This is a genomic window from Campylobacter concisus (assembly GCF_050447445.1).
In the GTDB taxonomy this organism is placed as follows: Bacteria; Campylobacterota; Campylobacteria; order Campylobacterales; family Campylobacteraceae; genus Campylobacter_A; species Campylobacter_A concisus_BI.
On record NZ_JALMFW010000001.1, the window covers coordinates 662,891 to 678,493 of the forward strand.

The window sequence follows — 15,603 nt, forward strand, 5'->3', positions numbered from 1 at the left end:
TTTATCTCCTTATTTTTATTGTTATTTCACTTTGATTTGAGTTTTGATCAAGGCATTTTATGCTGTGCTCGCCAAGAGTTAGATCAAACTTTTTTTCGCTTGCATTTTCTATCTTAGAAAAGTTCAAATCATCTATTTTTAGGTAAATTTCATCGCCTAAAAACGCGTAGCATTTTACCATAACTTGTGTAATATTTTCATCTGTCACTATCTCTTCATTGTCATACGGATAGGCAAAAACTGGCTTTTTATCTTTAAAAATTTTAGCGCAAGGACTTTTTTGTATCTCATCTTTATCCAAAAGCTCATTTTTAACCAAAAAATCAAGCTCTTCGCCCCTTAAACTTTCGCACTTATCCTTTAAATCTACACCCTTTATCCTATCATCAAGTACCATTTTTTTACACTTTTCATAGTTAAAGGCATCAAGGCAGGTTGGTAGCTTTTCTATGCCATCTGGCTCACTCATAAATCTTAACTTCTCTTTTTGAGCGATTATCTTAAACATATCAAAAAGACTCTTTGATACGTCATTTAGTCCTGTTAATTTATCAGTTTTGCTGGCATTAAAATTTCCAATCCAAATAGCAATTGTGTAATTTTCATCAACGCCTATGGCATAAAGATCACGTGAGTTTGCGCTTGTTCCTGTTTTAAAAGCGATCTTTGGCGTATTTTGGGCGTACTGCCAAGCATTTTTTAGATATGACCTTGAGGCTTCGCTTAGCATTTTAGCGGTTAAATAGGCACTTTGAGGCGAGATTAGAGTTACATTTTTCTCTTCATTTTTGTAGTTTTTGCCAGCAAACTCAAGAGGCCTATAAATGCCGTCATTTGCATAAATAGTATAAAGATGAGCAAGATCAAGCAGGCTCATTTCAGCACTTCCAAGCGTTATAGAAGCTCCATAATACTCCTTATTTTCATCTACTAAATTTACCTTTTCGAGTAGCTCATAAAGTGAGTTCTCTTTTAGCTTTAAGTTTAAATTTATAACCGGAATATTTAGACTAAAATTTAGAGCATCTTTCGCGCTTACGATACCTAAAAAATCATTACTAAAATTCTTTGGAGCATACTCTTTTATATAAATTTGCGTGTCTATTAACTGCGAATTTGGCGTTATAAGCCCACTATCAAGCGCAAGTGAGTAGATAAAAGGCTTTAGCGTGCTGCCAGTGTTTCGCTTCATATTTAGGGCTGAGTTTTTGCCGTCACGCGCATGCTCATCATGTGAGCCTATGAAGGCTACGACACTCATTTTTTTATTATCAATGACCACGGCAGCGGCATTGTTTGCATTTTTAGCCTTTAGCGAAAACATCGTATCTTTTAAAATTTTAAGCATATCTTTTTGCAAATTTAGATCCAAACTCACCTTTGAAATTTGGTTTTTAAAAGCGACATTTGCATAATCTTCCGCTGTTACGATGGCTTTTGCCCTTACATTTTTAAATGGCTCAGCCTGCGCTCTTTTAAATGCGCTAAGATCGATTAAATTTGCCTTATAAAGCATCTTTATAACCCTGTTTTTTAGGGCGTTTATGTTTGAGACGCGGTCTAGTCTATTTTTATTTGGATTTTTGGGTATCGTGCTTAAAAGCGCGGCCTGAGCGTAGCTTAGCTCGTTTAGCTCTTTGCCGAAATAAAAAAAGCTAGCCGCCTTTGCACCCTCGATATTGCCGCCATATGGGGCTAAATTTAGATAAAAATTTAAAATTTCATCCTTGCTAAAATGAAGCTCAAGCTGCAAGGCTCTAAAAATTTCTTTTACCTTATTTTTATAGCTTCGATCACTTGGCTCAAGCATCCTAGCTACTTGCATCGTGATAGTGCTCGCACCTATGCGGTTGTCGCTTCTTAGGTTGTGAAAAAATGCTCTAAAAATGGAGGCAAAATTTACCCCAAAATGGTAGTAAAAGTATCTATCCTCAAAGAGAACGACGCTTTGTTTTAGTGAATTTGGGAAGCTTTGCTCGTGAAATCTCCAAATTCCGTCGCTGCTAAGCTTCATGTTTATAATATTGCCATTTTTGTCAAGCAAAATTTTGGCTTCATCTTTTTTAAGTGCATCTAAATTTAGTGGATAAATTTGATCTAATATCAAAAAAATAGCAACCAATAGAGCCAAAAATAGGGCAATAAATTTTAGAAATTTAAGTTTTTTCATTTGCATGATTATAGCTGTTAAAGTTTAAGTAGCTATAATTAGGCCTTTTTAAAAAAGAGGAAACAATGCCCTTATCTAGGTTAAACAAAGAACAATATACCGCCGCAACTGCGCCATTTGGACACAATCTCATCATCGCTTCAGCTGGCACTGGCAAGACTAGCACCATAGTCGCGCGCATCGCTCATCTGCTAAATTTAGGCGTAAAACCAGAGAAAATTTTACTTCTAACATTCACTAACAAAGCAGCCAGCGAGATGATAGAGCGACTAAATAGGTATTTTGATAAACAAGTCACCTCCAAAATCACCGCAGGCACCTTCCACTCGGTCTCATTTTCGCTTTTAAAAAGCCTTGATAAAGGCGTCACGCTAAAGCAGCCAAGCGAGCTAAAGACGCTTTTAAAAAGTCTTGTTGAGAGGCGTAAATTTTACCATTTAAGCGACGTCAAGCCTTACGGCGGAGCCTATCTATACGATCTTTACTCGCTATTTCAAAATAGCGAGCAAGGCACTACTTTTGGTAAGTGGATAAGCGATAAGAGCGAAGAGCAGGGCGTTTACGCTGAAATTTATGAAGATGTTTTAGAGGAGTTTGAGGCTGAAAAGGCTAAATTTGCCTACGCTGACTTTAACGATCTTCTCATAAAAATGCGCGACGAGCTAAAAAAAGGGGCAAATTTAGCTTATGATGAAATTTTGATCGACGAGTATCAAGATACAAACACACTTCAAGGTAGCCTCATAGACGCATTTAAGACAAAAAGCCTCTTTTGCGTGGGCGATTTTGACCAGAGTATTTACGCATTTAATGGCGCAAATATCGAGATAATAGGCTCATTTAAAGACCGCTTTCCAAACGCAAATATCTACGCTTTAAATGTAAATTACCGCTCAAGCTCGAGCATACTTGCCCTTGCAAATAAGGTCATAAATAACAACCCAAGGCTTTATGAAAAGCACCTCACAGTTAGTCGCGAGGGAAATTTCAAGCCCCCAAGGCTGCTTGTTTATAACGAGCTTTTTGATCAGTATCAAAACATCGCTGATATCATCTCGCTCTCGCCATTTAATAGAGAAAATATCGCCATAATTTTTAGAAATAACTCATCAGCTGATGGCATCGAGGTCGCACTAAAAGAGCGAGGTATTGGCTCAAAGCGAAAGGGCGGGGTGAGCTTCTTTGAGAGCCGTGAGATCAAGGCGCTCATCGACATCATGGGAATTTATGTCAATCCAAAAGATATAATGGCATTTATCCACATCTGCGAATACGCAAAAGGCGTTGGAAGCGCAGTTAGCAAAGAAATTTTTGACGCGCTGCTTAAGCTTGGGCATGGAAATTTGATAAAAGGGATAGTTGAGCCAGATGAGAGCGTAAATATCTCATCAAACAAAAGGCGAAACTACCAGCTTGGCCTTTTTGACGATCTTGACGAATTTGCCGAAGTTTCAAGGTTTTCTAAGCTTGGCTTTAGTGATAAATTCCTAGGCCATCCAGTGCTAAAACTACAAAAGCTAAGCGAGAGTGGGGCGCAGTTTTTATATGAAATTTACAACTTTTTAAGAGGCATGAGAAATATCACAAAGCCAGCCACGATGATAAATGAGATAAAAACTAGCAAAATTTACTCTCTCATCGTCGAAAATATCAGCACAAAAAGGGCAACTCTAAAAAATGGCAATGTCGATCTGGCACTTAAAGAAGAGGTTAAAGAGCGCATAATGGCAAAGAGCGTGGTGCTAAGCGAGCTAGCTAAAAAGTATCAAGATATCAGTAAATTTTATAACTTCTTAGCCCTTGGAAGCAACGAGATGAGCGAAGGGCAGGGCGTTAGCTTACTTAGTGTGCATGCGAGTAAAGGGCTTGAGTTTGACCAAGTTTTTATCGTCGATCTCGCGCAAAACCGCTTTCCAAATTTAAAACTAATGAGCATGGGTGGCAGCCTAGAAGAGGAGAGGCGACTCTTTTACGTAGCAGTGACCAGAGCAAAAGATGAGCTATATCTAAGTTATGCAAAATACGACAAGATAAAGAAGGTGAATTATCAGCCAAGTAGGTTTTTGATAGAGGCTGGCATGGCAAAAGAGGAAGTTTAAAGAGAATTTTAATCTTATTAAGTAAAATTGACTAATTTTTTACAAAGAGAAGCGATGAAAAAATCTAAAATTTTAATAATCCTGCTTATTTTAGGCGTCGGTGGATATTTTATCTATGATAATTTTTTTAAGATAAAAGATGAAAAGGTGGAATTTATCACCAAAAAGGCAAAGAAAGGTTCATTTAGTAAAAAAGTCGATGCGACTGGAGAAATTTTCGCTACCGAACTAGTTGATGTGGGTGCGCAGGTGAGCGGCCAGATAAAAAAGCTATACGTTAAGCTTGGAGATCAGGTAAAAAAAGGTGATATGATCGCAAGTATCGATAGCTCGACACAGCAAAATAGCATCGATAATAAAGAGGCACAGCTTGCTATCTACAAAGCCCAGCTAGAAAGCGCAAAAGTGGCTCTAAATATCTCTAAAACGCAGTTTGATAGAGAAAATGCACTTTTTGCCAAAAACGCCACTTCAAAACAAGAATTTGAAAGCGCAAAAAATACTTATAGCGCAAATAGCGCCAAGATAAAGGAGCTCGAAGCTCAGATAAAGCAGACAAATATCGAGCTAAGCACTGCTAAGATAAATTTAGGCTACACAAAGATCACCGCGCCAAGAGATGGAATAATAGTAAGCGTGCAGGTCGAAGAGGGACAGACTGTAAATGCTAATCAAACTACGCCAACTATCGTAAAGATCGCAGATCTTAGCTATGTCAAGATGAAGATGCAAATAGCCGAGGGCGACATCACGAAGATAAAGGTTGGTACGCCAGTTGAGTACTCGATCCTATCTGAGCCAACGAAAAAATTTCAAACGACGGTTAGTTCGATCGACCCTGGTTTAACGACATTAAGCGATGGTAGCTACGGCTCTAGCAGTAGTAGCAAATCCACAAGCTCAAGCACTTCAAGCAACTCAGCTGTTTATTATTATGCTCAAAGCATAGTTGAAAATAAAGATAAAATTTTAAGAATAGGCATGACAACGCAAAATGAACTCTTAATAGCAAACGTAAAGGATGCTATCATCGTGCCAAGCATCGGTATCAAAAGAGATGAAAACGGCACATTTGTCTATATTTTAAAAGATGGCAAAGCTGTAAAAACAGCGGTCAAAACTGGCATAAAAGACAACCTCGATACGCAAATAATTAGTGGCGTAAATGAGGGTGATGAGATCATCACATCACAAGGCTCAGCAAGCGAAATAGCCAAGATGATCGAAAAAGAAAATAAGAAGTTTTAAGTGATAAGTCTAAAAAATATCACAAAAAGCTTTAAGCTAGGCGATAATGAGATAGAAATTCTTCATGGCATAAATTTAGAGATAAAAAAGGGTGAATTTATAGCTATCATCGGTCAATCTGGCTCTGGCAAATCAACACTTATGAATATCCTTGGCTGCCTTGATAGCCCAAGTGGCGGGCAGTACCTGTTAGATGGCAAAGATATATCAAAATTTGATAGCGACTCGCTTGCTAAGCTTAGACGAGATAAATTTGGCTTTATCTTTCAAAGATATAACCTTCTTAGCACGATGAACGCCCTTGAAAACGTTGCACTTCCAAGCATCTACGCAGGTGCAAACAAGAGCGAGCGAGAAAAAAGAGGGATGGAGATTTTAGACTCTCTTGGCCTTAGCGAAAAGGCTAAAAATTTACCAAATAAACTCTCAGGCGGACAGCAGCAAAGGGTCTCCATAGCAAGGGCACTGATGAATGGCGGCGAGATTATCTTGGCTGACGAGCCAACAGGAGCGCTTGATAGCAAAAGTGGTCTTAGAGTGATGGAAATTTTAGTTGATCTTTATAAAAAAGGTCACACTATCATCATCGTTACGCACGATCCAAAGATCGCCGAGTACGCGAGTCGTGTGATCGAGATAAAAGATGGCAACATCGTAAGTGATAATGTAAGAAATAGTGAAATTTTTGAGGCCAAAAAGCAAACTCAGCCAGAAAAAAGCAAATTTACCTACTATAAAGATCAGCTAATTGAAAGCTTTAAAATGTCGGTAAATGCGATGCTAGCTCATAAATTAAGATCGCTTTTAACGATGCTTGGCATTATAATTGGCATCACGGCGGTCATTAGCGTCGTAGCTCTTGGCAAAGGCTCACAGGAGCAAATTTTAGCTGGCATCAGAAAGATCGGCACAAATACGATCGACATAATGCCAGGAAAAGGCTTTGGCGACATGCTCTCGAGCAGGGTAAAAACGCTCTCTATAAGTGACGCAAATATGCTCTCAAAGCAGTCGTTTCTTGACTCAGTCACTCCAAACACAAGTACTTCAGGCGTACTAACATATGAAAATATCTCCTTAACAGCGACATTAAAAGGCGGTGGAGTAGGGAGCTTTGATGTAAATGGACTAAAGCTAGAAAAGGGAAGAATTTACGATGAGGACGAGGTTTTAAACTCAGATTCTGTCACACTAATAGATCAAAATACCAAAAACAGTATATTTAAAAACGAAGATCCGATCGGTAAGATTATTCTTTTTAACAAAAAGCCACTTCGCATTATAGGCGTTTTGCAAAAAGATGAGTTTAAAGTCGGCGATGCTAGCTCACTTAAAATTTATGCTCCATACACGACTGTGATAAATAAGATAACGGGCGATAAATTTATTAGCTCAATAACCGTAAAAGTAAATGAGAGTGTAAATGCTCAGATCGCAGAAAAGAGCCTAACCGATCTTTTAACGATAAAACACGGCAAAAAAGACTTCTTTACAAGAAATTCTGATAGCATCAAGCAGACTATCGAAGAGACGATCTCAACCATGCGCCTTCTAATATCAAGTATCGCCGTCGTATCGCTAGTGGTTGGTGGCATAGGCGTGATGAATATCATGCTAGTCTCGGTCACCGAGCGCACCAAAGAGATAGGCATCAAAATGGCAATAGGAGCCAGACAGAGCAACATCTTGCAGCAGTTTTTGATAGAGGCGGTGCTACTTTGCTTAATTGGCGGAGCTATTGGTATAGCCTTTTCTTACGCGATCGGCTACATCTTTAACAACTTTTTAGATGGCTTTAGCATGATCTTTTCAAATGGCTCGATCGTGCTTGCGCTTGTTACGTCGATGGCTATTGGTATCATCTTTGGCTACATGCCAGCTAAAAATGCCTCAAAACTAAATCCAATAGAAGCGCTTTCAAGGGAGTAATATGAAATTTCTAAGCCTAGCTTTAGTACTTGTTTTAAGCGGCTGCGCCGTTAAAAACATAGATGAAAACTATAAGCAAATTTTACTTGAAGATAATGCCAGCAGGGAGCTAAATTTAAACACATCTTGGTGGAAAGAGTATCATCAAAGCTATCTTGATGAGCTTGTAGAACTTGCGCTTAAAAATAACACAGACCTTACAAAAGCAGCAATAAACGTAAATAAAGCGCTTGCTCAAGCTGGCGTTTTGCAGGCAAATCTCATCCCAAGCTTTAACGCTGGCATCGAGGCTGGAAGTAGCAAAAATATAAAAGAGGGCGGCACTTATAGTAGGAATTTTGGTTCAAGCATAGGGCTTAGCTACGAGCTTGATCTTTGGCAAAAGCTAGCAAATAGCAAAGACGCAGCGATGTTTGAGGCTGAGGCTACTAAATTTGACCTAGAAGCTGGCAAGCTAAGTGTGATAAACTCCGTGGTAGACGCTTATTTTCAAATTTTATATCTAAACGAGAGCATAAAAACTTATGAGCAAATTTTAGAAATTTATAACGAGCTAAATAAGATAATTGGGCTTAAATTTAAGCTTGGCAAAGAGGAAGCGTTAAGCCTAAAACAGATAAACTCACAGCTTTTAAGCACTCAAAATAAGATAGAAAGCGCCAAAAAAGAGCTTGTGACAGCTAAAAAAACTCTTAGAATTTTACTAAATGAGAGGCCGGATTTTGAGCTTAAATTTGAAGGACTCACGCTAAGCCCTGTAAAAAAAGTGGGCGTTGATCTAGATGTGCCAACAAGCGCCATAGCAAACCGCCCTGATCTAAGAGCGGCCATTTACCGCATAGAAGAGGGCATCTTAAACTACAAAGCGAGCCAAAAAGAGTTTTATCCAAGCATCACGCTAGGAGCCAGCCTTAAAAGCAGCACCGACAAAAAAGAGGAAGCCTTTAGCCTTAAATTTCTAAATGGCAACATAGCTCTGAATTTACCATTTTTAAACTACCACAAGCTAAAGTCAAATTTAAAGGTTAGCGAGGCAAATTTCGAGCTTGCAAAGCTAAACTACATAAGTACTCTAAATAGCGCATTAAACGAGATAGACGCATTTTACAAAGGCTACCTAAACGACGAAGCGCTACTTGCTAACTACCAAGAACAGATAAAAAACTACGAGGAAATTTCAAAAATTTACGAGCTAAAATACTCCTACGGCAAAGTCGAGCTAAAGCAGTTTTTGGAGGCTAAAAACAGCGAGCTAGAGGCTAAAATAGGGCTATTAAAAGCAAAATACACGCTTTTACAAGACGAGCTAAATATCTACAAAGCCATGGCAGGCAAATTTAATAGGTAAATTTATGAGCTCGGCTTGGGACTATGAGGCAAATGCGTGTAGCAGTGATGGCAAATTTAGCGCCAAATTTGAAGGCTGTGAGGTCGCTATGGGCGCTCCAACCCTTGGCGAGCTACGACTTTTTATAAATAGCAAGCACTGTCTAAAATTAAAAAATGAGCCTTCAAACCACGAAAAAAGACTATCAAATTTGGATCAAAATTTAGTCAAAGATGACATCACCCACCAAATTTTACTTAGCGAAAGAGCGACTGCTTGCTTTTTGTTTTCAGAGGACTCTAAATTTCTAGCTTTTTCTGAATGGACGGCAGATAAAATGCAGATCGTAAAGGTAGTGCACCTAGCCGATATGAGCATAAAAACTGATAATAGGTGCAAAAGAGTAGTGGAATTTCTCTCATTTGATGATGGCTTGCTTGAAATTTTAGACTCGCCGATCTTTATGCCTAAAAATTACACACTGGATATCCGCACACTTTTTGACGATAAAATTTAATTCTTGAGCGAGCGCTTTATGTACATTTATTGCAGTTTTTGCAAGGTTAGTGCTCTGCACTTAAAAGCAAGAACCACAAACTACAAAGATAGCTCTTGCTCACTTTTTCAAAATATGGTAGATCAAATTTTAAGTTATATATAAGATAAATACAAATTTCACATTTTTTGAAAAGTGTAAAATTTAACTAATTTTCTTACAAATATTTTTATGTCAAATTTAATGGATAAATTAAAATCATACAAAAGATAAAATCCAAAATAAGCCTATAAATCAATATTTAAATTCATTTAAAAGAAAAAATAAGAAAACTAAAATAACAATTTGAAAATTACAGTTTTCAATACAAATATATAAAAAAGCTTGTATTTTACCTTTTAACATATTCATATAAGTATTATGCTTTTATATATCTTTTTAAAATGAAAGTCGTATTTGATTTTTTGAAAACTTACAACATTTAGAAGTAAGTTTTCAAAATTAGAAGTTTTATAAGATTGTAGATTTTAAGCCAAAAGCTCTTTTGCGATCATACTTATGCGTTTTGCTTCAGCACTTGCTCCGATCTCATCTTTTGCCATTTTCATTACAGCACCTAAATTTTTACCAACTCTTTCAATAATCTTTTTTATTTTTTCTTTAAGCTCTTCATCACTTAGTTGTGCTGGCAAATATGCCTTAATGAGCTCAATCTCGCCCTGCTCTTTTTTAGCCAAATCCTCCCTAGCGCCTTTTATATAAAGCCCAACTGAGTCAGCCCTCTTTTTGATCTCCTTTTGAAGTAGTGGAAGTACCACTTCATCAGTCATTTCAATCCTTTGATCGACTTCAACTTGCTTAAGTGCTGCATTTAGCGTTCTTAAAGTATCTCTTTTAAACTCATCTTTTGCCTTCATAGCCTCTTTTATGTTGGCTAAAATTTGCTCTCTTATGCTCATTTTCTCTCCTTTAAATTTTTGAAATATTAACTAAAAATTTGTGATAATTTCTTGAAATTTTCCTTGCAGATATGCCGCCCCAACACCCTCTCTAAGCCCATCGTCAATAACTAAAAATTTTGCTTTTTGCCCACTTAGTAGCTCTTTTAAGAGCAGTGTCCCAGCGATGAGCGGATACTTTCTACTTCTTCCAACCGCCAGATCAGCGCTCTTATCATCCATCTTTAAAAGTTCATCTACAAACCAAGCAAGATCATCATCTCTAAGCTCAAATCCGCTTACTTTTTTTGGATTATAATTCTTGTAGTTAAGTCCAAGTCGTAACGCTGCGATAGTAGTTGGTACACCAGAAGTCAGCACGATAAATTTATTTTTTAAGCTATTTAAAAATTCTCTTGCATCTTTTGTATAAATTTTTGCATTTGCTTGCATCAGATCAAGTGTTTTAAATTTTTCAAAAAACGTAATAATGCCAAATTTAAAACTCATAAAATTTCTATCTTCACCGATCTCTGAGCTTGCTCCACCGATGTCAATGACGCTAAAATTTTTATTTATTCCAAGCTTTTTAAAAGCATTTTGAACACCCAAAAATGTAAGTTTTGCTTCAGCTTTGCCATTTATTAGATGAAAATTTATACCAAATTTTTCTCTTATCTCGCTAAAAATTTCCTCGCTATTTGATGCTACCCTAAAAGCCTCAGTCGCGACTGCTGCGCATTTAAATTTATCAAAGTCAAATTTACTTTTAGCCTCTGTTATCGCTTCAAAGAGCCTATTTTTGGACTCATCTGCTATCTTGCCACTTTCATTTAGCCCTCTAGCAGCTCCTACTATATTTTCATAAATTTGCTCATTACTAAAGCCATTTTGTTCCTTTTTGACAAGTGCTACACGAAATGTGTTTGAGCCAAGATCGATCGCTATAACCAAAATTTATCCTTAAAAATTTTTGCAGATTCTAACATATGATAATTTAGTATCATTTAAAGTTGAAAAATTCTAAAAACTTTAATATTTTTCAAGATATAATCCCTATCAAAAACCTTACAAGGGGGCTTGATTGCTTCGAGATAACTTATTGGCATTTGTTATTTTTGCAATTTGTAGCGTTGGATTTTTCGTTTGGGGCTATCAATACATCCCGACAAATAACTACTTTTTATTCTTGATCGCCGGCATGTTTGGTCTTTTTATGGCCTTTAATATCGGTGGAAATGACGTTGCAAACAGCTTTGGCACAAGCGTTGGCGCTAAGACTCTTACGCTTAAGCAAGCTCTCATCATTGCCGCTATTTTTGAACTTAGTGGTGCGATATTTGCAGGATCTGAGGTTACAAATACGATTAGAAACGAGATCGTGAAATTTCCAAGCGATATAAACCCGATGAAATTTGTCATCATCATGATCTCAGCCCTTCTAAGCTCTGGTCTTTGGCTATTTTATGCATCTAAAAAGGGTTTGCCAGTCTCGACAACTCACTCGATCGTTGGCGGTATCGTTGGCGCAGGACTTGCCATGGGTTTTATGATAAAAGATCCCGAGCCATTTAGCATGGTCTCATGGAGCGAGATCGGCAGGATCGCCGTAAGCTGGGTCGTCTCACCACTGCTTGGCGGCGTGATGTCTTACATCATATTTGGCTACGTAAAAAGTAAGATTATCGAGCCAACACATGAGCTTAAAATGAATCTAAAAGCTCTAAAAGCTGAGCGAAAAGCATATAAAGAAAGCTTTGTAAAAGCACTAAAAACAAAGCCGGCCGAGGAGCAGATAGCTACTCTTTCAAAGATCGCAGTTATCGATGAGGATGAGATCGAAACAACTGAATACAGTGAGTACCGCTCAAAAATTCGCATCATGAAAGATAGCGAAAAAGAGATAGACACTTTTAAAGCGATGAAAAAGCACATCCCGATCATCGCTGGATTTGCAGCAATGGTCATCTCATCAATGATGCTTTTTAAAGGGCTGGAGCATATAAATTTAGCCTTTAGCATCATCCAAACTATCTGGATCATCTTCGTCATCGGAGCTCTAGCATATCTTGCAAGCCTTGCTATCATAAATGTCATGAGCAAAAACGATAGCGAAAAGAGCATCAATAGAATTTTTTCATGGTTTCAAATTTTTACAGCTTCATCTTTTGCGTTTTCACACGGCGCAAACGACATCGCAAATGCAGTTGGACCATTTGCAGCCGTGCTTGATGTGCTAAAGACTGGCTCTATAAACGAAAGCTCACCGATACCTAGCATCGCAATGGTAACCTTTGGAATTTCGCTTGTCGTTGGACTTTGGTTTTTAGGCAAAGAGGTGATCACCACCATCGGCTCAAAACTAGCTGAAATTTTACCTACAACTGGCTTTAGCGCAGAGCTTGCCTCAAGCATCGTCATCCTTCTAGCTACAAAGCTTGGCATACCAGTTAGCTCGACTCATATCCTAATAGGCGCAGTTTTGGGTATCGGCATCGTAAATAAAAATGCAAACTGGAAAATGGTAAGACCAATCATTCTTGCTTGGCTCATCACGCTTCCAGCCGCTGCTATCTCGTCATCTATATTTTATTTTGCCCTTGCTAAATTTTTAGGCGTTTAGTCATATTTTTCAAATAGCAAAACCGCCCTATTTTTTAGATATTTTTTGTATAAATTTTATATGAGAGCTTGGCAAGTTGATCCAACCTGCCAAGTAAATTTGAAGTTATTTTTTCTTAATGATGATCTTCTCGCCATCGCTATCAATGGTGATCTCATCGCCACTTTCAAGCTCATCTTTTAAGATCATATCAGCGATCTTATCTTCAACTAGCTCATAAAGCGCTCTTCTAAGAGGCCTTGCACCATAAACTATGTCAAAGCCAGCTTTTGCAATAAATTTCTTAGCCTCTTCGCTCAAAATTGCCTTGATACCGCGGTTATGAAGAGTTTTTTCAAGCTCTTTAAACATGATCTCAACGATAGAGATTAGGCCTTGCTCATTTAGAGGATTAAAAATGATAGTATCATCAAGCCTATTTAAAAACTCTGGTTTAAAGTAGTTTTTAAGCTCGTTTTTAACAGCCACATCACGATCTTCGCCCTTTAGCTCCATTATGAAATTTGAAGCGATGTTTGAAGTTAAAATAATGATAGTGTTTTTAAAATCAACCGTTACACCTTTATTATCAGTCGCACGTCCGTCATCTAAAATTCCCAAAAGTATGTTAAATACATCTTTGTGGGCCTTTTCAACCTCGTCAAAAAGTATGACTGAGTATGGTCTTCTGCGAACTGCTTCTGTTAGCTGACCGCCCTCATCGTAGCCTACATATCCTGGAGGTGCACCAAGAAGCCTGCTCACGCTATGTTTTTCCATATATTCGCTCATATCAAAGCGGATAAGTGCCTTCTCATCGTCAAACAAGAACTTAGCCAAAGCCTTAGCAGACTGGGTTTTACCAACGCCTGTTGGTCCAAGAAATAAAAATGAACCAATCGGCCTTTGACCCTCATTTAGTCCAGCTTTGTTTCTCTTAACAGCACGCGCAAGTGCGTGTAGTGCATCATCTTGACCGACAACGCTCTCTCTTAGATGCTCTTCGATGCGCAGATATTTCTCTTTTTCGCTTGTTAGCATCTTTTTAACTGAAATTCCAGTCCATTTGCTCAAAATTTCAGCCACAAGTTCTTCATCGACTTGATTTTTAAGAAGCACGCCCTCTTTCTTCATGCTCTCCCATTTTTCTTCAAGCTCGTATTTGTGCTTTTTAGCGTCAGCTATTTTGCCGTATTCTATCTCGGCAGCTTTTTGAAGATCGCCATTTCTTTTTGCTATTTCAGCTTGTGATTTTAAGCTATCTATCTCTTTTGTGGCTTTTGAAATTCCTCCAAAAACAGCCTTTTCATTTTCAAATTTTGTATCAAGTGCCAGCTTTTTCTCATTTAGATCAGCTATCTCTTTTTCGATCTCGCCAAGTCTTTCTTTATTTTTCTCAGCATCCTCCATCTTTAGAGCTTCTTTTTCTACTTGAAGCGTCACGATCTCACGTTTTATCTTTGAAAGCTCATATGGCTCACTTTCTATTTGCATTTTTAACTCAGCTGCGGCTTCGTCAATAAGGTCTATCGCTTTATCTGGCAAGAAGCGGTTTGCTATGTAGCGATCACTGAGCCTTGCTGCGGCAACCAATGCACTATCTGTTATTGTAATGCCATGGTGAACTTCTAGGCGCTCTTTTATGCCACGTAAAATTTGCAAAGCTTCATTTACGCTTGGCTCTTTAACATCTATTGGTTGGAAGCGTCTTTGGAGTGCTGCATCTTTTTCAAAGTATTTTCTATACTCTTTTAATGTCGTAGCACCAACAGCATGAAGCTCACCACGTGCAAGAGCTGGTTTTAGGATGTTTGCAGCGTCCATTCCACCCTCACTCGCACCTGCTCCTACTATCGTGTGAATTTCATCTATAAAAAGTATGATGTTGCCAGCTTTTTTGACCTCGTCGATGATAGCCTTTAGCCTATCTTCAAACTCACCTCTATACTTTGCTCCAGCTACGACTGCACTCATATCAAGCGCGATGACACGTTTATTTGCAAGACTTGTTGGTACATCACGAGCGACTATCTTTTGAGCTAGACCCTCAACGATGGCTGTCTTACCAACGCCTGGCTCACCGAGCAAGATAGGGTTGTTTTTGCTCTTTCTTATTAAAATTTGCATCATTCTAGTGATCTCTTCATCACGGCCGATGACTGGATCAAGCTCTTTATTTAGCGCTTTTTGCGTTAGATCGATACCAAATTTCTCTAAGCTATCAAGAGTATCATCGCCAGTTTGGCTATCTATCTTTTTACCGCCTCTTATGCTCTCAAGATTCTTTTTGATCTCTAAGATGTCGCAAAATTTACTTAAAATTTGTTTGATCTCACTAAGTTCAAGAGCCGAGATGATCCATGTATCAACAGCGATGTAACTATCACCCATGCTTACCATCAACGCTTTTGCATTTTCAAGAGAATTTATAAGCTCTCTTGAAACTGAAACGTTATCTTTTGTAACGTTTGAGCTACTTGGAAGTGAAGAAATTTTACTTTTTACTTCAAGCTCGACAGCGTCTTTACTTACATTCATTTTATTAAACACTTGGTTTAAAATGGAATTGCTATCTGCAAGCAAAGCCCAAAAAATATGAAGTGGAACAACTTGCGGATTTTTAGAAAATATCGCTAAACTAATACCTTTTTCAAGAGTTTCTTGCATCTGAGCTGTTAAATTTTCTGTTATATCAGCCATTAAATCTCCTTGGATTATTTTATATGGTCGCCATTATATAACTTTAGTCTTATATTGTCAAGTATTTTTATAATGCTTGTCACTCTTTTTATTT

At 38.0% G+C, this 15,603-nt stretch carries 10 protein-coding genes; 6 read left to right on the forward strand and 4 right to left on the reverse strand.

Annotation, left to right across the window (positions count from 1 at the left end; translation table 11 throughout):
- Position 1: 1 nt before the first annotated feature.
- Positions 2–2,170, reverse strand: a complete 2,169-nt coding sequence (pbpC, locus tag MTT30_RS03455; protein WP_429801805.1) for a penicillin-binding protein 1C — start codon at positions 2,168–2,170, stop codon at positions 2–4.
- Positions 2,171–2,235: 65 nt separating this feature from the next.
- Here pbpC and MTT30_RS03460 point away from each other — a divergent pair, with 65 nt between their 5' ends.
- Genes MTT30_RS03460 through MTT30_RS03480 form a run of 5 tightly spaced genes read left to right on the forward strand, consistent with a single transcriptional unit; the run spans position 2,236 to position 9,290 of the window.
- The gene (locus tag MTT30_RS03460) at positions 2,236–4,269 is read left to right on the forward strand and encodes an ATP-dependent helicase (RefSeq protein WP_429800995.1); all 2,034 of its coding nucleotides are present in this window, start codon (positions 2,236–2,238) and stop codon (positions 4,267–4,269) included.
- A gap of 54 nt (positions 4,270–4,323) precedes the next feature.
- A complete protein-coding gene (locus MTT30_RS03465; protein ID WP_429800996.1) occupies positions 4,324–5,517 on the forward strand; it encodes an efflux RND transporter periplasmic adaptor subunit in 1,194 nt (397 codons plus the stop codon).
- Positions 5,518–7,446: a MacB family efflux pump subunit gene (locus tag MTT30_RS03470; RefSeq protein WP_429800997.1), complete on the forward strand. Its 1,929-nt coding sequence runs from the start codon at positions 5,518–5,520 to the stop codon at positions 7,444–7,446.
- A gap of 1 nt (position 7,447) precedes the next feature.
- Positions 7,448–8,794, forward strand: coding sequence for a TolC family protein (locus MTT30_RS03475; RefSeq protein WP_429800998.1), 1,347 nt, complete (start codon positions 7,448–7,450; stop codon positions 8,792–8,794).
- Between the two features lie 4 nt (positions 8,795–8,798).
- Positions 8,799–9,290 carry a flagellar protein gene (locus tag MTT30_RS03480; protein WP_429800999.1) on the forward strand — a complete coding sequence of 164 codons (492 nt, stop codon included), beginning with the start codon at positions 8,799–8,801 and terminating at the stop codon, positions 9,288–9,290.
- Between the two features lie 506 nt (positions 9,291–9,796).
- Here the strand turns inward: MTT30_RS03480 and MTT30_RS03485 are convergent.
- Both MTT30_RS03485 and MTT30_RS03490 read right to left on the reverse strand, forming a co-directional pair.
- The gene (locus MTT30_RS03485) at positions 9,797–10,228 is read right to left on the reverse strand and encodes a GatB/YqeY domain-containing protein (RefSeq protein WP_429801000.1); all 432 of its coding nucleotides are present in this window, start codon (positions 10,226–10,228) and stop codon (positions 9,797–9,799) included.
- A 30-nt stretch (positions 10,229–10,258) separates the two neighbouring features.
- On the reverse strand, positions 10,259–11,161 hold the full coding sequence (locus MTT30_RS03490) for a disulfide bond formation protein DsbA (protein WP_429801001.1): 903 nt from the start codon (positions 11,159–11,161) through the stop codon (positions 10,259–10,261).
- A gap of 130 nt (positions 11,162–11,291) precedes the next feature.
- Here MTT30_RS03490 and MTT30_RS03495 point away from each other — a divergent pair, with 130 nt between their 5' ends.
- Complete coding sequence (locus tag MTT30_RS03495) at positions 11,292–12,830, forward strand: inorganic phosphate transporter (protein ID WP_149714686.1); 1,539 nt, start codon at positions 11,292–11,294, stop codon at positions 12,828–12,830.
- Positions 12,831–12,935: 105 nt separating this feature from the next.
- On the opposite strand, the gene MTT30_RS03500 is transcribed toward MTT30_RS03495, so the two are convergent.
- Positions 12,936–15,509: an ATP-dependent Clp protease ATP-binding subunit gene (locus MTT30_RS03500; protein ID WP_429801002.1), complete on the reverse strand. Its 2,574-nt coding sequence runs from the start codon at positions 15,507–15,509 to the stop codon at positions 12,936–12,938.
- Positions 15,510–15,603: the final 94 nt, after the last annotated feature.

Excerpts from the sequence above, each read along its gene's own strand:
- pbpC (WP_429801805.1), bottom strand. The coding sequence starts at position 2,170 with ATGAAAAAACTTAAATTTCTAAAATTTATTGCCCTATTTTTGGCTCTA.
- MTT30_RS03500 (WP_429801002.1), bottom strand. The coding sequence starts at position 15,509 with ATGGCTGATATAACAGAAAATTTAACAGCTCAGATGCAAGAAACTCTT.
- MTT30_RS03480 (WP_429800999.1), top strand. The coding sequence starts at position 8,799 with ATGAGCTCGGCTTGGGACTATGAGGCAAATGCGTGTAGCAGTGATGGC.
- MTT30_RS03460 (WP_429800995.1), top strand. The coding sequence starts at position 2,236 with ATGCCCTTATCTAGGTTAAACAAAGAACAATATACCGCCGCAACTGCG.
- MTT30_RS03475 (WP_429800998.1), top strand. The coding sequence starts at position 7,448 with ATGAAATTTCTAAGCCTAGCTTTAGTACTTGTTTTAAGCGGCTGCGCC.
- MTT30_RS03465 (WP_429800996.1), top strand. The coding sequence starts at position 4,324 with ATGAAAAAATCTAAAATTTTAATAATCCTGCTTATTTTAGGCGTCGGT.
- MTT30_RS03485 (WP_429801000.1), bottom strand. The coding sequence starts at position 10,228 with ATGAGCATAAGAGAGCAAATTTTAGCCAACATAAAAGAGGCTATGAAG.